The organism is Kitasatospora sp. NPDC001527 (assembly GCF_040298605.1).
GTDB lineage: Bacteria > Actinomycetota > Actinomycetes > Streptomycetales > Streptomycetaceae > Kitasatospora.
The window spans coordinates 31,962-49,573 of the sequence record NZ_JBEPAM010000012.1; the positions used below are offsets into that span (position 1 = coordinate 31,962).

Annotated in this window: 18 protein-coding genes; 10 read left to right on the plus strand and 8 right to left on the minus strand. The window is 76.4% G+C overall.

Annotation, left to right across the window (positions count from 1 at the left end; genetic code table 11):
- Nucleotides 1-62 precede the first annotated feature (62 nt).
- The 3 genes from ABT238_RS15060 (at nucleotide 63) to ABT238_RS15070 (ending at nucleotide 2,709) form a co-directional block, all read left to right on the plus strand.
- Nucleotides 63-413 carry an anthrone oxygenase family protein gene (locus tag ABT238_RS15060; RefSeq protein ID WP_350757745.1) on the plus strand — a complete coding sequence of 117 codons (351 nt, stop codon included), beginning with the start codon at nucleotides 63-65 and terminating at the stop codon, nucleotides 411-413.
- Between the two features lie 66 nt (nucleotides 414-479).
- Nucleotides 480-1,250 carry an HAD hydrolase family protein gene (locus tag ABT238_RS15065; protein WP_350568490.1) on the plus strand — a complete coding sequence of 257 codons (771 nt, stop codon included), beginning with the start codon at nucleotides 480-482 and terminating at the stop codon, nucleotides 1,248-1,250.
- A 223-nt stretch (nucleotides 1,251-1,473) separates the two neighbouring features.
- Complete coding sequence (locus tag ABT238_RS15070) at nucleotides 1,474-2,709, plus strand: hypothetical protein (protein WP_502891433.1); 1,236 nt, start codon at nucleotides 1,474-1,476, stop codon at nucleotides 2,707-2,709.
- Nucleotides 2,710-2,903: 194 nt separating this feature from the next.
- Here the strand turns inward: ABT238_RS15070 and ABT238_RS15075 are convergent, their stop codons facing one another.
- A complete protein-coding gene (locus ABT238_RS15075) occupies nucleotides 2,904-3,641 on the minus strand; it encodes a VOC family protein (RefSeq protein WP_350757756.1) in 738 nt (245 codons plus the stop codon).
- Nucleotides 3,642-3,732: 91 nt separating this feature from the next.
- On the opposite strand from ABT238_RS15075, the gene ABT238_RS15080 reads away from it, so the two are divergent.
- Nucleotides 3,733-4,788, plus strand: a complete 1,056-nt coding sequence (locus tag ABT238_RS15080; protein WP_350568485.1) for an AraC family transcriptional regulator — start codon at nucleotides 3,733-3,735, stop codon at nucleotides 4,786-4,788.
- Between the two features lie 26 nt (nucleotides 4,789-4,814).
- On the opposite strand, the gene ABT238_RS15085 is transcribed toward ABT238_RS15080, so the two are convergent.
- From ABT238_RS15085 to ABT238_RS15105, 5 genes are all read right to left on the minus strand, one after another.
- Nucleotides 4,815-5,303, minus strand: coding sequence for an anthrone oxygenase family protein (locus tag ABT238_RS15085; RefSeq protein WP_350568483.1), 489 nt, complete (start codon nucleotides 5,301-5,303; stop codon nucleotides 4,815-4,817).
- A 168-nt stretch (nucleotides 5,304-5,471) separates the two neighbouring features.
- Nucleotides 5,472-6,170 carry a histone deacetylase gene (locus ABT238_RS15090; protein ID WP_350568481.1) on the minus strand — a complete coding sequence of 233 codons (699 nt, stop codon included), beginning with the start codon at nucleotides 6,168-6,170 and terminating at the stop codon, nucleotides 5,472-5,474.
- Between the two features lie 84 nt (nucleotides 6,171-6,254).
- Nucleotides 6,255-7,199: an NUDIX domain-containing protein gene (locus ABT238_RS15095; protein WP_350757760.1), complete on the minus strand. Its 945-nt coding sequence runs from the start codon at nucleotides 7,197-7,199 to the stop codon at nucleotides 6,255-6,257.
- 55 nt (nucleotides 7,200-7,254) lie between these two features.
- Nucleotides 7,255-7,767 (minus strand): GNAT family N-acetyltransferase, encoded by a 513-nt coding sequence (locus tag ABT238_RS15100; protein WP_350757764.1) that lies wholly within the window; start codon nucleotides 7,765-7,767, stop codon nucleotides 7,255-7,257.
- A 94-nt stretch (nucleotides 7,768-7,861) separates the two neighbouring features.
- Nucleotides 7,862-8,254 (minus strand): SH3 domain-containing protein, encoded by a 393-nt coding sequence (locus ABT238_RS15105; protein ID WP_350757769.1) that lies wholly within the window; start codon nucleotides 8,252-8,254, stop codon nucleotides 7,862-7,864.
- 179 nt (nucleotides 8,255-8,433) lie between these two features.
- On the opposite strand from ABT238_RS15105, the gene ABT238_RS15110 reads away from it, so the two are divergent.
- Nucleotides 8,434-10,269 carry a serine/threonine-protein kinase gene (locus ABT238_RS15110; RefSeq protein WP_350757773.1) on the plus strand — a complete coding sequence of 612 codons (1,836 nt, stop codon included), beginning with the start codon at nucleotides 8,434-8,436 and terminating at the stop codon, nucleotides 10,267-10,269.
- A 78-nt stretch (nucleotides 10,270-10,347) separates the two neighbouring features.
- Nucleotides 10,348-10,839, plus strand: coding sequence for a histidine kinase (locus ABT238_RS15115; RefSeq protein ID WP_350757777.1), 492 nt, complete (start codon nucleotides 10,348-10,350; stop codon nucleotides 10,837-10,839).
- Nucleotides 10,840-10,854: 15 nt separating this feature from the next.
- On the opposite strand, the gene ABT238_RS15120 is transcribed toward ABT238_RS15115, so the two are convergent.
- Nucleotides 10,855-11,643 carry a methyltransferase domain-containing protein gene (locus ABT238_RS15120; RefSeq protein ID WP_350757781.1) on the minus strand — a complete coding sequence of 263 codons (789 nt, stop codon included), beginning with the start codon at nucleotides 11,641-11,643 and terminating at the stop codon, nucleotides 10,855-10,857.
- 28 nt (nucleotides 11,644-11,671) lie between these two features.
- On the opposite strand from ABT238_RS15120, the gene ABT238_RS15125 reads away from it, so the two are divergent.
- Both ABT238_RS15125 and pepN read left to right on the plus strand, forming a co-directional pair.
- Nucleotides 11,672-12,163 carry a MerR family transcriptional regulator gene (locus ABT238_RS15125; protein ID WP_350568469.1) on the plus strand — a complete coding sequence of 164 codons (492 nt, stop codon included), beginning with the start codon at nucleotides 11,672-11,674 and terminating at the stop codon, nucleotides 12,161-12,163.
- A 5-nt stretch (nucleotides 12,164-12,168) separates the two neighbouring features.
- Nucleotides 12,169-14,700, plus strand: coding sequence for an aminopeptidase N (gene pepN / locus ABT238_RS15130; protein ID WP_350757784.1), 2,532 nt, complete (start codon nucleotides 12,169-12,171; stop codon nucleotides 14,698-14,700).
- Between the two features lie 122 nt (nucleotides 14,701-14,822).
- Here pepN and ABT238_RS15135 read toward each other — a convergent pair whose 3' ends face one another.
- Entirely contained in the window at nucleotides 14,823-15,887 is a 1,065-nt protein-coding gene (locus ABT238_RS15135; protein WP_350568466.1) for a winged helix-turn-helix domain-containing protein, read from the minus strand.
- 102 nt (nucleotides 15,888-15,989) lie between these two features.
- Between ABT238_RS15135 and ABT238_RS15140 the strand changes: the two genes are divergently transcribed.
- Both ABT238_RS15140 and ABT238_RS15145 read left to right on the plus strand, forming a co-directional pair.
- The gene (locus ABT238_RS15140) at nucleotides 15,990-17,171 is read left to right on the plus strand and encodes an MFS transporter (protein WP_350568465.1); all 1,182 of its coding nucleotides are present in this window, start codon (nucleotides 15,990-15,992) and stop codon (nucleotides 17,169-17,171) included.
- A gap of 43 nt (nucleotides 17,172-17,214) precedes the next feature.
- Complete coding sequence (locus tag ABT238_RS15145; RefSeq protein ID WP_350757788.1) at nucleotides 17,215-17,610, plus strand: hypothetical protein; 396 nt, start codon at nucleotides 17,215-17,217, stop codon at nucleotides 17,608-17,610.
- Nucleotides 17,611-17,612 lie beyond the last annotated feature (2 nt).

A 17,612-nucleotide genomic window follows, 5' to 3' on the forward strand; every position in this document is an offset into this window, starting at 1 on the left:
GGATCCGCGCGAACGCCGCGATCCCCGGACCGCCCGCCGCCGCCCCCTCCTGGAGCCCGCTCGTGCCCGCCACCGAGACCCTCGCCGCCGCTGCCGCCGTCCCCGCCCGGGGCTCCGCCGCCACCGGCCCGGTGCTCGCCACCGCCACCACCGCGATGGGCCTGATGTCCGGCCTCTTCTTCGCCTTCGACGTCTCCGTCATGCCCGGCCTCGCCGCCGGCGACGACCGCACCTACGTGACCGCGATGCAGCACATCAACGCCGCCATCACCAACCCGGTCTTCGCCGCCGTCCGGGCCGCCTTCGCGCCGACCTGGACCACCGCCAACATCGCCCGCACCGTGCTGTGCACCGCCGCGCTGGCCGCCCTCACCCGCACCCTGCTGGTCCACCGCCGCCCCGCGGCCCGCTGAGCCCCCGCCGGCCCGCTGAGCCCCCCGCCGCCCGCCGGCGCGGTACCGGATCGATACGATCTCCTCATGATCATCTCCAGCGCCCGCACCACGGTCTTCGACATCGACGGCACGCTCTGCTTCGACGGAAGGACGATCGACCGCCGGATCCTCGCCGCCGTCGAGGCCTGCGAACGCGCCGGGCACCAGCTGGTCTTCGCCTCCGCCCGGCCGGTCCGCGACCTCCTGCCGGTCCTGGACGGCGCCTTCCCCGCCGCCACGCTGATCGGCGGCAACGGCAGCCTGGTCTCGGTCGGCGGCCGGGTCCGGGCGCGGGCCGCCTTCGAACCCGACGGCCTCGGCAAGCTGCTGGTCGAGGCCGAGCGGTTCCGGGCCGGCTACCTCGCCGACGGCCCGTGGGACTACGCCTACACCGGGCCGGCCGGCCACCCGATCCTCGGCCGCGTCGACCAGGCCAGGCTCGCCCGTCGCGTCGACCTCGCCGACCTCCCCGCCGTGGTGAAGTTCCTCGTGGTCGACGCCACCGACCCGGCCGCCCTCGCCGAGGCCGGCCGGGTCCTGGGGATGACCGTCAACCACCATGCCGACGAGTCGATCGTCGACTTCGCCCCGGGCGCCACCAACAAGTGGGAGGCCCTGACCTCCCTGGGCATCGAGGAGTACAACGCCTTCGGCAACGACGTCAACGACCTCGACCTGCTGCGCCACGCATGCCACGCGGTCCGGGTCGGCGCCCACCCGGCCCTGGACGCCGTGGCCGGGACCACCGTCGCCCCCGACCCGGCCGCCGTCGCCGACGAGATCACCAGGCTGGCCGCGGCGGCGCCCGCCGCCTGAGGCCGGTCCGGGCCGGCGAGGTCGATGCGGGGCCCGGTCAGGTGGACGGTCGCGGTCCGGTCGCAGCGGGCGGCCTGTCTTCGCGTCCATTTGGCCAGTTCAGGCCTCATGCCACTGCCTCCCTGGCCGCTACATTCGATCCCGATTGGCCATGTACACGACCAATGGGAAGTAGGCAGCGATGCGCCCCACAGGACCCGTCAGCCGCATCGGCACATCACTCATGGCGGTGACCGCCACGGCGACCGCCGTAGCGGTCACCGCCATGGGCCTTGCCGCCTCACCGGCTGCCGCGGCACCCACCGCCACGACGGCGCCCCGGCCCGGTGACACCTGTACGGCGGCCGACCTCGGCACGCGACATCCGTACCTCAGGACCACCGAAGTGTCCCCGGCGATCACCCACTTCAAGGGCTGGTACGTCACCGAGGGCACGACCGGCTCCCAGACCGTCAGCACCAGCACCGAGACCACCATCTCGGTCTCCGTCGGCCTCGACAGCAAGATCGAGAGCAGTTTCGCCGTCGAGACCCTCGGTACCGTCGGCGCGAGCCTGGGCCTGAGCGTCAAGGCCGAGTACTCCTCCACCGGCAGCGTGTCGAATTCGGTCACGTGGAACTTCGGCCAGCCCGGCTACTACGGCGTCTACAAGGGCACCAGGAAGGTCACCGGCACGTACGGGAGCCTCAACTGCAACCGCGTCCAACAGGGCGGCGACAGTTGGGCGTTGAAGTGGATCGAGGGGCCCGGCGGCGGCAGCTTCACCACCTTCACCACCCTTGAGGAAGGCGCGGTGCGCTGCCAGGACGATGTGCCCGCGGGCAGCGTCGTGGCCAAGGCGCAAGACCTCCTCGACTGCGGCTCGGCCGCCGCGAAGGCCGAGTACCCGGCGGGTGAGGTGGCGCCGACGGCGAAGCAGGGGCGGGACGGCCTCGCCCAGCGCCCGGCTCTCACCGGCGGCACGCCCGCCGAACGGCCCGAGGCCACCGGGCCCAGCGCGCAGGCCGCTCTCACCTGCGAGCCCGGCGCCTACAAGATCGCCGTACCCGGCACGCCGCTGTCCTGGGGCGCGCCGCTCCTGGCGGCCGACGGCGTCCGCCTGCGGCCCTCGACGATCTTCAGCGCCCACCTGGACAACTGGCGCCTGTGCAACGTGACGGAGAACAACGGGGTCCTTGAGGCGTCCCTGTGGAACTGGGGCAACGGCGGGTGCGCGACCATCGCCGCGCCGGACGCGGCCACCGAACGGGCGGTCCTGATGACCGTGACCTGCGCGGAGGACGACCTCCAGCGGTTCCACGTCTACCGCGACGTCCCCGGCAGCTCGAAGATCGGTGTGCAGAGCAAGTACACCGGCTCCATGATGGGCCACGACCGTTACGCGGACGGGGAGTTCATCCGCCAGTACTCCAGCGGCAGGCAGGACGGTACGGGTACCTACACCCTGATCGGGGTCTGACGGCCCACGCCCCGTGAGCGGCCCCGCAGCCGCGGAGGCGGGCCGCCCGTGACGAGAAGACCGCGAGCACCTGCCTGGCCGCACTCCACGGTGATCGACGGAACCGTGACGATCGGTCGGAACGGTCATCGGAAGGGGGTCCCGCCGACCGGCGGGACCCCCTTCCGCGCGGAGGTGAGCTCCGGGCGCGCAGGTCAGCGCGGGCTGAGGAGGCAGAACTCGTTGCCCTCCGGGTCGGTCAGGATCCGCCAGGAGATGGTGGACTGGTCGATGCCGGGGTCGGAGGCGCCCAGGGCGCGCAGGCGGGCCTCCTCCGCGGCCGGGTCGTCACCGCGGTACGGGGCGACGTCCAGGTGGACGCGGTTCCACCCGTGCTTGGTGTCGGGGGTGCGGACGAACTCCAGGTAGGGGCCGACGCCGTGGGCGGAGCGCAGGGTCGCGTGGTCGTCGGCGACCTCGTGCACCGTCCAGTCCGTCGCCCCGCCCCAGAACCGGGCCATCGCCCGCGGGTCGGCGCAGTCGACCACCACCGCGGCGATCGGCCCGGTGTCCCGGTAGATCTCCCGGGGTTCCAGGACGCAGAACTCGTTGCCCTCCGGGTCGGCCATGACCGTCCAGGGGACGTCGCCCTGACCCACGTCGGCGAGCGTCGCGCCGAGATCCTTCAGGCGCGCGACCAGTTCCGCCTGATGGGCCGTCGAGGTGGTGGCCAGATCGACGTGCACCCGGTTCTTCGCCGTCTTGGGCTCCGGGCGGGCGATGAGGTCGATGCAGACGGCCGAGGGGTCGGGGTAGGCGAAGCCGACCGGTTCGAGGTTGGTCACGCCGGGGCCCTCGCTGTCGACACCCCATCCGAGTGCCTCCGCCCAGAACCCGCCGAGCGCGGAGTCGTCCTGGGCCTTCATGTTGATCTGTACGAGTCGTGTTGCCATGCCGAAGATCATAGAAGCTGTTGCCGCCGGCCCGGGCCGCCGTGACCAGGCATGTTCTCGCGGCTCCGGCATGCCCGTAGGCTGGCCCACCATGGACACCCTGACCGGGCTGCTCGACGGTCCCAAGGCCCGTGGCGCGTTCGTGCTGCGCTCCGTCCTCAGCACGCCGTGGGCGCTGCGGGTCGAGGACCGCGCGCCGCTGTCCCTGCTCACCATGCTGGACGGCGAGGCGTGGATCCTGCCCGACGGCGGACAGCCGGTCCGCGTGCGGCCGGGGGACCTCGCGCTGCTGCGCGGACCGGACGCGTACACCGTCGCGGACGACCCGCGCACCGAGCCGGAGATCCTCATCGGCCCCGGCCAGGTCTGCTCCCGGGACGGCGCCAGCGTCGCCACCTCGATGGCCCTCGGGGTCCGGACCTGGGGCGAGACCCGGCCCGGTGACGAGCGCCCCTCGGTGATGCTCACCGGCACCTACCTGGCCGAGCACGAGATCGGGCGCCGGCTGCTCGCCCACCTGCCGACCCTGCTGGTGCGGCCCGCCGGGGCCGACACCACCGAGGACACCCTGGTCCGGCTGCTCGCCACCGAGGTCACCCGCGCGGATCCCGGCCAGGAGGTGGTGCTGGACCGGCTGTTGGACCTGCTGGTGGTCGGGGTGCTGCGGGGCTGGCTCGCCGCTCCGGACGCCGATGCGCCCGGCTGGCTGCGGGCCCAGGCCGACACCGTGGTCGGTCCGGCGCTGCGGCTGCTGCACGACGATCCGGCCCGGCCGTGGACGGTGGCCGGGCTCGCGGCCGAGGTCGGGGTCTCCCGGGCCGGGCTGGCCCGGCGGTTCACCGCCCTGGTCGGCGAGCCGCCGATGGCCTACCTGGCGAACTGGCGGCTGGCGGTGGCGGCCGACCTGCTGCGCGACCCGGAGTTCACCGTCGCGGCGGTGGCCCGCCGGGTCGGCTACGGCGACGCGTTCGCGCTCAGCACCGCGTTCAAGCGAGTGCGCGGGCTCACCCCGCAGGAGCACCGCCGGCTGGCCGCGTCCGGCGGTCCGCCGGCCGATCCGTCGGTGGCGGCCCCGGAGCCGGCGACGGGTGCGGAGGCGCAGCCCTCCCGCCCAGGGTCGACCACGGTGGTGCTGGAGGCCGGCTGATCGGGCCAACGGCCGTGCAGCCGACCTCAGTTCGGGATGGTCTGGCAGTGCAGCACCAGCGCCCAGCAGAGGAACCCGAGCGCCCCCGTGGACAGCAGTGCCCGCACCGCGTTCCACCGCACCCGCTGCGCCCCGGACGGCGCGCACCGCTCCGCGTACCCCGCCAGGCCCGGCTCGCCGGCCTCCGCCAGCGCCTGGCTCAGCGGAAGGTTGAGCACCCTGGTCACCACCAGCGCGCCGGTGTAGCAGACCAGCGCACCGACCGCCGCCGGCAGCACCCGGTGCCCCTCGCTCGGCAGGTGCAGCACGACGGCCACGCCCGTGAACACCAGCGTGCCGACGAAGCCCAGCAGGTACCACCCGTTGAGGACGGCCACGTTGAGCCGCTGCATCACCTGGGCGACCGCGAGGCTGTCGGCGGAGCGCAGCCCCGGCGTCGCCGAGGCGTAGGTGTAGAAGAGTCCCGAGGTCAGTCCGGTCGTGATGGTCGCCGCCACCAGTGCGAAGACCCGCATCGCCTCCATGTCGCCCTGCCCCCGTCCTGTCGGCCGGAACCGCCCGGTCGAAGCGGCCCGCGTGCCGATCATCCGTCATCGAACGGGTGCTTGCCCACCGAATTGGCCGATAGGGCAATGATGATGACGCATGGTCATGGCTCGGCGGCCGGAACCCGCCGCGGAGGCTCAGCCTCCGGTGCGCCCGGCGAGCACGGCGAGCAGCGCGTCGACGGTCCAGTGCCCGGCGGCGCCCGGGCGGGTGCTCAGATAGGCGGCCGCGCGGCGTGGCGACCAGCCGTGCGCGTCGGCCAGTCCGGCGGCGATGGTGCGCAGGTAGCGGGCGCGCGGGGCGTTCAGCCGGGCCTCGGCCAGCGCCCACGGGGCGGTCAAGGTCAGCACGGGGGCGCCCTCCAGGGTGCCGGGGCACACCAGGGTCTGGTACCAGCCCGGCCCCTGCGGGTCGCGCCCGGTCCGCAGCACGGTGGTCAGGTCCAGGTCCCCGACCGGTGCGCCGCCCATCTCCTGGGCGGCGATGTCGCTGAACTGGCCGACGGTCAGCAGGTATGCCCGGGCGGGCACGGTGCCGGGCCGGCGGGGGTCGTAGAAGGCCACGCCGCCGCCCCAGTTCCGGGACTCCAGGGCGAAGTAGAGCAGCCCGGCCAGGCGCACCGGCACCGACCGCTGCGGCGGCCGGGTGTCGCGGCAGCCGGGGTGGTCGAGGGCGCCCCCGGGGAGCCGTCCGCCGCGCAGGTAACAGGCGAGCCGCTCGGCGTGCATGTTCGAACCGTACGCGGCGTACCAGATCAGGGGCGGTGCGGCGGGCGCGGGCGGCGGGGCCGGCTGGAGGCCGGGCAGCGGCCTGACGAGTGGTCGGATCTCCTCCACGGCCGGTGACGCTACCCGACCGGCCCGCCCGCGCGGCCCCGCCCGCGCGGGCGGAGCGGTTCTCCCGGGCGCGCCGGTGGCCGGTCAGCCCGAGGCCTCGAACGGCCCCGGCGGGTAGGCGGTGGTGACGGTGCGGCCGGACGCGCGGGCCGCCAGCGCCCGCCGCGCCGCGTACCCCCGGGCCGGGCCGGCCGCGGCGTCCAGCTCCTCGCCGGGGCGCAGCCAGGCCCAGTCGGTGATCTCCCCGTCCGGGCAGCCGAGCCGGACCACGGCGGGGTCGGCGGTGCCGAAGTCGTGGAAGAACTGCACGATGGGGTGGTCCGCGCCCGGCGCCGGATGCTGCCAGAGCACCGCGAGCAGCGGCCCGGCGGGCCGGTCCAGGCCGGTCTCCTCGCGCAGTTCGCGGGCCGCCCCGGCCGGCGAGTCCTCGTGGGTGTCGAGCACACCGCCCGGGAAGTTCCACCGCCCGGCGTCCGGCCGCCGGTCCGGCTCCCGCACCCGCGGCTTCACCATCAGCAGCCGCCCGTCCGGGGCGGTCACCACGGCGGCCGTGCACAGCCACGCGCGCGGTGTGGTGGCCAGCCACTGGGGGCGCGGCAGGTGCGGGCGCGCCGGGGCGTGCGCCCGCAGGAAGCGCACGGCGGCGGGGGAGACGCCGGGCAGGTTGTCGGTGAAGAACCAGGCCTGCGTGGCGTGCCGGGGGAGCACGATCCGGTCCAGCGCGCCGGGCGCGTGCGCCGACAGCGCGAACACGTGGCGCCGCGCCGGGCGTTCCGCGTGGTCGGCCGCATCGGCCCCGTCCTCGAACACCCCGACCGGGCACACCGCTTCGGCGGCCACCCCGCAGAGCTCGGCCAGCGCGCGAACGGCCGCCGCCGCAGGGGCCTCCGCCGGGCGGACGGGCGCGGACGGCAGTTCCCACCGGCCGTCCGGCCGGCGCAGCAGCAGGACCCGGCCGAGCAGGTCGGTGACGAGCATCTCGGCGACGAGCGCGGCGGCGATCGCCGCCGGACGGGACGGACGGTCCACCTGGGGGCCTCCTTCGGCGAGGGGAACGACGGGGTCCACGGGGCCGGACAACACGTCAGCGGGAGCGGCGCACCGGCCGTCCGGCATCCAGGCTCAGCCGCATGTACCCGTCCACCGGACCGAAGCCGAGCGTCCGGTACAGCGGCGCGCCGGACTCGGTGGCCCGCAGCTCGACCGACCCGCAGCCGCGCGCCCGGAGCGCCGCGACCAGCGTCTGCGTGACGGCCCGGGCGTGCCCGCGCCGCCGGTGCGCCGGGTCGGTGACCACCGTGTGGATCCGCCCCCACCGGCCCGTCGGGCGGCTCGGGCCCCGGTAGCCGCGGTACACGATGCCGATCGCGCAGGCCGCCGGCCCGCCGTCACCGGCCGGTACGACGAAGGCGAGCAGGTCCGGGTCGCGGCCCAGCCGGGCCCGCATGTCGTCGCGGAAGGTGGTGCGCCACGCCTCGTCCAGCGGTTCGCCGTCCAGCACCGCGACCCGCAGCCGCAGCAACTCGTCCGCGTCCGCCGGCCCGGCCGGCCGCACCGCGCCGTCCGCCGCGTCCTCACCCGCCGCGTCCTCACCCACCCGGGCCACCTCCGTCCGTCCCGCGCCGGCTCGCCGCTGCTGCGGGCCCCTACCCGCCCGCGCCCGGCCCGGAACCCCCGCCGGGCGCCGCGTCCTACGCGTCGGGCGGGGGCGTGAGGCAGGGGCCGACGGGCCGGCCGGGCGGTGCGGGATGGCTGAGCAGGGACCAGAGCATCCACCCCGTCAGCCCGTCGGGCGCGACCACGACCCGGCTCCAGCGCGTGCCCAGCGGCGAGATCCAGGTGTCGACGATCTCGGCCGGATCGCCGCACCGGGCCAGGCCCAGCACCGCGCCGTCGACCGAGTGCTCGCGCCGTACGTTGGCCGCGCTCGCGGCGACCACCCAGCCGCGCGGCGCGTCCGGCGGCGGCGGGACGCGGCGGGGCTCCGGCGGCGGCCTGTCGTGGGTCGCCACCGCCACCGCCGGGACGGTGAGGACCAGGAGGGACAGCGCGGCCCAGGCGGCCCTTCCTACGTGTGCAGACATACCGGGCCCAACGAGTGGGCCCGGCGGTCGCGGACCGTGCTGCGGCCACGGCCACCCGGAAGGCCCTCCCGCCTCGCCCAGGAGGGTGCACCGGTCAGGGGGCCCACGACCCCGGTCAACGGGCCCACGAACCCGGGCGGCCGGCCGCTCCGTGGGTGGCGGCCCCTACCATGTGCGGCATGAACACTGGGGGGCCGGAGACGCGGCTCATCGACAACCGCTTCGAACTGCTGGAACGCCTCGGCGGCGGAGGCATGGGCCTGGTCTGGCGCGCCCGCGACACCATGCTGCACCGCGAGGTGGCGCTCAAGGAGGTCCGCCCGCAGGACCCGGCGATGGCCGCGGCCGACCCGACCGCCGCCGACGAACTGCGCGAGCGCGTGCTGCGCGAGGCCCGCGCGCTCGCCCGACTCCAGCACCCGAACGTCGCGGTGATCCACCACATCGTCGACACCCCCGGCCACCCCCACCCGTGGCTGGTCATGGAGCTGGTCTCCGGCGGAAGCCTCGCCGACCGCATCGCCCGCGGTCCGCTCACCGTCCCCGAGGCCGCCCGGATCGGCCGCGGCGTGCTCGCCGCGCTGCGCGCCGCGCACGCGGCCGGTATCCAGCACCGCGACGTCAAGCCCGGCAACGTGCTGCTGCGCGCCGACGGCACCCCCGTGCTCACCGACTTCGGCATCGCCGCGATGCAGGACGCCACCGCGCTCACCGCCACCGGCGCGCTGATCGGCTCGCCCGAGTACATAGCCCCGGAACGGATCCGCGGCGAGGAGGGCAACCCGTCCTCCGACCTGTGGTCGCTCGGCATGCTGCTGTACGTCGCCGTCGAGGGCCACCACCCGCTGCGCCGCGGCACCACGCTGGCCACGCTCGCGGCCGTCCTCGACGAGCCGCTGCCGCCGCCGACCCGCTGCGGGCCGCTGGGGCCGGTGCTGGCCGCGCTGCTGGCCCGTGACCCGGCGGTGCGGCCGGACGCCGCGCAGCTCGACCAGGCGTTCGCCGCCGCCGAGCCGGGCGCGCTCGGCGGTCCGGCGGCGATGGCGCCGCAGCCGTACTGGCCGCCGGCGCCCCCGCCGGTCGCCGATCCGTACGGGTCGCCGCACGCGGCTCCGTCCACCGGCACGCACCCCGTCCCGAACCCCGTCCAGGATGCCGTCCCGCCGGGCGCGGCGTATCTCCCCGGGCCCGGCGGCGCACCCCTCCCGGGCGGCGGGCCCGCCGACGTCACCGGGACCCAGTACCTGGGCACGGCCGCCCCCGCCGAGCCCCCGCCGCCCGCCCGCCGCCGGACCGGCGCCACGATCACCCTCGCCGTCGCCGGCGTCGCCCTGGCGGGCGTGCTCGCCTGGACGCTGCGCCCGGACGGCACCGGCGGCGCGACCGACCAGGGCGGCGCCCCCAACGGGCCGGCCGCCGCACCGTCCGCCACCCCGCCCGCCGCGCCGCCCGCGACCGGTACCGCCTCCAAGCCCACCTCCACCTCCACCTCCACCTCGCCCCCCACCCCGACCCCGACCCCGACCGCCCCCTCCGCCCCCTCCGCCGCCCCGACCGCCAAGCCGCCGGCGAACGCCCCCAAGGACCTGGTGACCCCGGACGGCGTGCGCACCGTCGTCGCGGCCATCACCGCGCAGAGCGGCGGCACCAAGGTCAAACAGCTCGCCGTCCACCCCGAGCACGCCAGCGCCCAGGTGCCCACCGCCGACGGCCGCGGCTACGACTGGTACGACTACCGGGACGGCAAGGTCACCAAGCGCCCCGGCTCCTCGATGGGCAAGGACAAGCCGGTGGACCTCGCGCAGTACGACTGGGACGCCGTCCCCGCCCTGCTGAAGAAGGCCGGTGAGACCCTCAACGTGCCGAACCCGACCAGCCGCTACCTGCTCATCGACACCTGGTCGGCCGACGGTGTGGCGAGCATCCGGGTCTACCTCTCCAACGACTACCACATCAGCGGCTACCTGCTGGCGGACAGCAAGGGGAACGTGCGCCGCACCTTCGCCGCCGACTGAGCCGGCCGGCGGCGGGCCCGGCCACGGACGGTGCACCAGCGCAGGGCGCGCGGCCCGCTCCGGGCCCAAGCTGGACGGGTGAGCGAGAACCACCATGTCCTGCTGCTCGACTTCACCGACCGCGCCGCCTGCCGCGCCGCCTTCGACGAGGCCGCGCACCTGCCGGGCCTGCGGCAGTCCGCGATCGTGGAGCGCCGGACCGACGGCACCATCGACTTCCCGGCCAGCCAGGTGCGCGGGGCGGGCGCGCCGACCGTGGGCGCGGGCGTGGTCGGCGGCCTCGCCGGGGTGCTCGGCGGCCCGATCGGCGTCCTACTGGGCTGGGCGGCCGGCACGGCGCTCGGCAACGCCGCCGAGACCTGGCGCGACCACGAGGGCGGCGCCGGGCTGATCGTGCTCAGCGAGGAGGTGGACGAGGGCCACAGCCTGCTGGTGCTCGACCTCGTCGAGACCTCACCGCGGCCCGCCGACGACCTGGCCGCCCGCCACGGCACCACGCTCCGCCGCCTGCCCGCCGCCGAACTCGCCGAACGGGTCAAGGCGGCCCGCCGCGCCGCCGAGGAGTCGTAGAACCCGGCCCCCGGCTCAGCGGGGTGCGGTCGCCGAGGCCAGGAACATCGGCAGCGCGAGGAAGAGACGGTCGGCCGCGGCCCGTTCGCGCTGCTCGGCGGTCCAGCCCTGCGCCTGCTCACGGGTGAGCGCGCCGGCCGCGCGGGCGGCCTCGGCCAGGCCGGTGAGCAGCGGCAGCGCCGCCGGGCCGGTCCGGACGAGGGTGTGCACCTCGACCGCGACGTCCGCGAACCCCGCGTCCAGCAGCAGGGCGCGGTAGCGGCGGGCGGCCCGCGGACGGACGGTCAGCCCGGCGCGGGCGTGCACGACGGCGCGGGTGAGCACCGGATCGTCGGAGTCGACGACCACGGTGTCCCAGTCCTGGCCGACCAGTACGATCCGCCCGCCGGTCACCAGGACCCGGCGGGCCTGCGCGAGCGCGCGCCGCGGATCGTCCAGGTCGTGGAACACCTTGTCGGCGCGGTAGCCGTCCACCGAGGCGTCCGGCAGCGGCAGGTCACCGGCGTCGCCGACCCGCAGGTCCGCCGCGGGCCACCGGCGGCGGGCGACGGCGATCGTGCGCGCGTTCGCGTCCACCCCGACGGCCCGGGCACCGAGCCCGTTCAGCTCCGCCACCGCCCGCCCGGCGCCGCAGCCGACGTCCAGCACCGTGCCGCCGGGCCCGGCACCGAGCAGCTCGTACGAGCGGAAGCGCAGCCGCTCGGCGTCGGGGAGGCGGTCGGCCGCGTCGAGGCGCGCGAGGAGACCGCCGGCGTCCCGTACTTCGTCGTCCGGCGTGGTGGAAGGACTCTGCTCACTGGTCATGCACGCCATGCTGGGACTTAATGTCGACATGAAGTCAACCGAGCCCCCGACACCGCACACCGACGAGGACGCGCCGATGGCCATCGGCGCGCTGGCCGGGCGCTTCGGCCTCGCCACGCACGTCCTGCGCCACTGGGAGTCGGTGGGGCTGCTCGCCCCGGCCCGCGACGGCGCCGGCCGCCGCCGTTACGGCCCCGCCGACCTCACCCGGGTGGCCGTGATCCTGCGGGCCAAGCAGGCGGGGCTGTCCCTCGACGCCGTCCGCGCCCTGGTCGCCGCCGACGGCGACGCGGGCGCGCGCCGGGCCCTGCTGAGTGCCGAGGCGCAGGCGCTGCGCGCCCGCATCGCGGCGGCGCGGGCCTCCCTCGACCTCCTGGAGTGCGCGCTCGCCTGCGACCACGAGGACGTCACCCGGTGCGCCCGGTACCGGCAGGCCGTGGCCGGGGGCACGGGCGTCTGCCCGCCGTCGCGCCCGGAGCCGAAAAGCGCGTGCCGCCCGCCGTCGGATGGAGCAGCATGACCCGTATGTCCGAAACCTCAGTGCTCACCCGTGCCGAGGCCGTCGAGCGCCACCGGCTGCTCGACGTCCGCACCGTCCACGTCGACCTCGACCTGACCCTCGGCCGGGAGGTGTTCGGCTCCACCACGGTGATCCGCTTCGGCTGCACCACCCCGGGAGCGGGGACGTACCTGGACGTCAAACCGTCCGGGCTCCGCCGGGTGGTGCTGAACGGCCGCGAACTGGACGCCGCCGCGCTGCGGGCCGGGCGCTTCCCGCTGACCGGTCTGGCGGCCGACAACGAGCTCACCGTCGAGGCCGACATGGCCTATTCGCACACCGGCGAGGGCATGCACCGCTTCACCGACCCCGCCGACGGCGAGGACTACGTCTACACCCAGGCCTTCCTCGACGACGGCCCGCGGGTGTTCGCCTCCTTCGACCAGCCCGACCTCAAGGCGCGGTACACGGTCTGCGTCACCGCGCCGCAGCAGTGGACCGTGGTCGGCAACGGCGTGGGCCGCCAGGTCTCGCCGGGCCGCTGGGAGTTCGCGCCCACCCCGCCGATCAGCAGCTACCTGGTCGCCGTGGTGGCCGGCCCGCTGCACTCCGTGCGCGCCGAGCACGACGGGATCCCGCTCGGTCTGCACTGCCGCCGCTCGCTCGCCGCGCATCTGGACGCCGACGCCGCCGAGCTGCTGGAGATCACCCGGCAGGGCTTCGACCACTACCACCGGGCCTTCCGGCACCGCTTCCCCTTCGACAGCTACGACCAGTGCTTCGTACCGGAGTTCAACGCCGGCGCCATGGAGAATCCGGGCTGCGTCACCCTGCGCGACGACTACGTCTTCCGCTCCGCCGTGACCGACACCGAACGCGAGCACCGGGCCATGGTCGTGGTGCACGAGATGGCGCACATGTGGTTCGGCGACCTGGTCACCATGACGTGGTGGGACGACCTGTGGCTCAACGAGTCCTTCGCCGAGTACATGGCCTACCGCGTCACCGCCGCCTCCACCCGCTTCACCGGTGCCTGGACCGGCTTCGCCGCCAACCGCAAGACCTGGGGCTACGACGCCGACCAGCGCCCCTCCACCCACCCGGTGGCACCCACCACGGTGGAGGACACCGCCCAGGCGCTGCAGAACTTCGACGGCATCTCCTACGCCAAGGGCGCCGCCGCCCTGCGCCAACTGGTCGCCTGGCTCGGTGAGGAGGCCTTCCTGGCCGGCGTCAACGACCACGTCGACGCGCACGCCTTCGGCAACGCCACCCTCGACGACCTGCTCCGGGCGCTGGCGGCGGCGAGCGGCCGCGACGTCCACGGCTGGGCCGACCGCTGGCTGCGCACCACCGGCGTGGACACCCTGCGGGTGACCGACGGCCGGATCGCGCACACCTCGGCCGACGGCGTCCTGCGCCCGCACCGGCTGACCGTGGGCCACTACCGGCGCACCGCCGGGGGCGGCCTGGAACTCGCCGACCGGGTGCCGCTCGACCTGCCGGCCGATGGCTCCGGGGCGCGGCCGGGCACCGCCGAGCTGACGCTGCCCAACGACACGGACCTCGGATTCGTCAAGGTCCGGCTCGACCCCGGCTCCTGGCGGACCGTGCGTTCCTCGCTCGGCGCCGTGCCCGAGGACCTGGCCCGGGCGGTGCTCTGGGGCTCGGCCCGGGACCAGGTGCTCGACGGGGAGCTGGCGCCGGGGGAGTACCTGGAGCTGGTCGCCGCCCACCTGCCCGGCGAGAGCTCGGTGCACCTGGTGGACGCGGTGCTCTCCTTCGCCCGCGGGTTCGTCGTGGACTGCGCGGTGCCGCCGGCCGGGCGGCCGGCGGCGCTGGCCGGACTGGCCGGGGTCTGCCGGAGCCTGCTGCGGCGCACCGACGGCGAGCCGGAGCGCGGTGAGCCGGACCGTGGTGAGCAGGACCGTAGTGAGCCGGACCGCACCGGTCTGCGCCTGGTGGCCGTGCGCGGCCTGATCGGCACCGCCGACGACACGCGGACCGCCGAACTGCGCGACTGGCTGGCGGCCGGCACGGTACCCGGCGGCCCGGAGCTCGACCCGGACCTGCGCTGGCTGTTGCTGCTGCGGCTGTGCGTGCACGGCGCCGCGGGTGAGCCGGAGATCGCCGCCGCGCTCGCCGCCGACCCCAGCAGCACCGGCGAGGAGGGCGCCGCCCGCTGCCGCGCCGCACTGCCCGACCCGGGGGCCAAGGAGGCCGCCTGGCAGGCGCTGTTCCACGGCGAGCTCTCCAACTACCTGGCGAGTGCCACCGCCGAAGGCCTGTGGCAGCCCGAGCAGGCCGACCTGCTGGACGAGCTGACCGTGCGCTACTTCACGGAGCTGGGGCCGGCCGCGGCCCGCCGCGGACCCGCGCTGGCGCGGGTGCTCACCGCGGTCGGCTTCCCCGTCTTCGCCGCCACCGAACGGACAGTGCGGGCGGCCGAGGCCTGCCTGGCCGACCCGGACCTCACCGCGGCGGCCCGGCGCGGGCTGGTGGACCGGCTGGACACGCTGCGCCGCGCGGTCCGGGCGCGGGCGCTGGCGGAGGGGTAGCAACCGGCGGGCGGCGGGGCGACGTGGTTCGTCGTTCCGCCGTCCCGTCGTTCCGCCGTCCCGTCGTTCCGCCGTCCCGTCGTCCTGTCGTTCCGCCGCCGTCGGCCCCCGGGCCGACCGGTTCAGCGCCGCCCGCCCCCGTCCGGTGCCGCGTCCAGCAGGACCTGGCCCGCCGGCGTGCGGTGGTACAGCACCGAGCGGCCCGCCCGGCGGCGCAGCGCCAGCCCGGACTCGCGCAGGATCCGCAGATGGCGGCCCACCGAACCGAGCGGCAGCCCGGTCAGCGCGACCAGCTGACTGGTGGTCTTCGGCGCGTCGAGCAGGGTGAGCAGCTCGGCCCGGCCCGGCCCCAGCAGGGCGGCCAGCGCCCCCGGCACCGGGGGACGGCCCTCCTCGGCCAGCACGCCCGAGCACGGGTAGACCACCGCGTACCGGCTGCCTCGCGCCGCGCGCCGCCGTCCGTCGACCGGCGGCACGTCCCAGCACAGCCAGCTCTGCTGCGGGGTGACCGGGACGAACAGCAACCGCACCCCGGTGAGGTCCAGCGGCTCCGGTCCGTCGTCCCGGTGGCCGATCCCCAGGCGGTCTCCGCCGAGCCAGCGCATCCCCGGCCGCAGGTCGCTCAGCGCGTCCGCCCAGCCGCCCGCGCCGAGCCGGGCGGTGCGCGCCAGCACGTCCGCCTCGATGATCCGCCGGCGCCGCGCCCAGCCCGGCTCGACGGTCTCCGTCCACACCCAGGCCAGCAGGCCGGCGGCGCGCTCCGCGAGGTCGTCACGGTGCAGCGGGGACGGCAGCGGGCCGCCCAGGGTCTCGGCCAGATCGGCCCGGGCGACGGCCGGCGGCGTCGCCCGGACCTCCGCCAGCTCCCGGGCGAACAGCGCCCCATCCGTGCGGGGGCCGCCCGTGCGGGGGCCGTCCGCGCGGTGCTGCTCGGCTCCCGGCGTCGGGGTGAGGAAGGTCGCGTTCCAGCGCGGGCCCAGCGCGGCCCGGACCACCGCGGCGGTGACCGGGTCGGCGGCCAGGCGCTCCCGGTAGCGGGGGAGTGCGGCGTCCAGCCAGCGCCGCTCGCCCGGGTGGGCGCCGCCGCCCCGGTGCAGCGTCTTCAGCGCGGCGACCGTCTCGGCCAGCGGGGAGAGCACGAACCGGCTCCCCGCCAGGGTGTCCGCGTCCAGCCGCCACCAGCCCATCGCCCCTGCCCCTCGCCGCCGTTCACCTGCGCGGTTCGCCCACGTTTCGCCGCCCGGCGAAAACCTAACGCCGCGCCGGCCGCGCCGGAAAGACTCCGCCGCATGCGCACCTACCGAGAGCTGTTCCGCCGGCGCGAGTTCACCGCCCTGTTCCTGTACTCCGCCGCCCAGACGGCCGCCCAGACGGTGGCCGGGCTGGCGCTGGGCGTGCTGGTGTTCCGGCGGACCGGATCGCCGCTGCTCGCCTCGCTCGCCATGTTCGGCCCGGCCCTCGCCCACCTGCTCGGGGCGGTCACCGTGCTGTCGGCCGCCGACCGGCTCCCGCCGCGCGCCGCGCTGACCGGGCTGGGCCTGCTGCTCGCCGCCGGCACCGGCGTCCAGGCGCTGCCCGGGCTCCCGGTGGCGGCGCTGTTCCCGGTCCTGCTCGCCTTCGGCGTGGCGGGCGCGGCGGGCGGCGGGGTGCGCTACGGGCTGCTGCACGAACTCCTCAGCCAGGACGGCTACCTGGTGGGGCGCTCCGCCCTCAACCTGGCGGCGGGCCTGGTCCAGATCGGCGCCTTCGCCGTCGGCGGGGCGCTGGTGGCCGCGCTCGCGCCGTCCGGCGCGCTGCTCACGGCCGCCGCCCTGCACCTGCTGGCCGCGGGCACCGCCCGCGCCGGACTGCGCCCGCGCCCGCCCAGGGCCGCCGGCCGGCCGTCCGTCGGCGGCACCTGGCGGGTCAACGCGAGGCTCTGGTCCTCCGCGCCGCGCCGGTACGTCTACCTGGCGCTGTGGGTGCCCAACGGCCTGATCGTGGGCGTCGAGGCGCTCTACGTCCCCTATCGCCCGGAGGCGGCCGGTCTGCTGTTCGCGGTGGGGGCGCTCGGCATGCTGGTCGGGGACGTGCTCGCCGGACGGTTTCTGCCGGCCCGGTGGCGGGAGCGGCTGGCCGTACCGCTCTGCGCGCTGCTCGCCGCGCCGTACCTGGGCTTCGCGCTGGAGCCCGCGCTGCCCCAGGCGGCCGCGCTGGTCGCGGTGGCGACCGTCGGGTACGCGGCGGGGCTGCTGCTCCAGGAGCGGCTGGTGGCGCTGACGCCGCCCGAGCTGAGCGGGCAGGCGCTCGGCCTGCACGGGTCCGGCATGGTCGCCCTGCAGGGCGCCGGCGCGGCGGCGGCGGGCGCGCTCGCCGAGGCGACCTCGGCCACCACCGCCATGGCCGGGACCGCCGCCGCCTCGCTGGCCGTGACCGCGCTGCTCGCGCCGGGCCTGCGGCGCTCGCGGGGGAGTGACGGTGCCCGCTGCTAGCATCCGCGCACATCCGAACGAAGATCGAACAGGGCGGGGCGCGGTGCGGGAAGACCAGCTGCGGAAGCAGGCGCAGTCACAGGATCCGGATCCGGACGGGAGAACGCCCCGGCGCCGCCGCATCGCGATCGGCGTCGCGGCGGGCGTGTGCACGGCGGCCCTGGTGGGCGCGGACGGCTGGGCGATGAGCGGCTCGGACGCCGTGGAGCCGGTGCCCGAGATCCCCTCCGCCCCGGCGGCCCCGCCCGTCCAGCCGCCGGCCCCGCCGGTGCCCCCGCCCGCCGACCCGAAGCCGGCCCCCAAGCCGACCGCCGACCCGCCCGAGAGCCCCGGCCCGGACCAGGGGACCGTCCCGCCGCGCCCCACCTCCTGCCCGCCCGGCCAGATCGCGTCCTGGGACGGCTGCCACCCCCTGCCCCCGCCGATCACGCTCTCCTGACC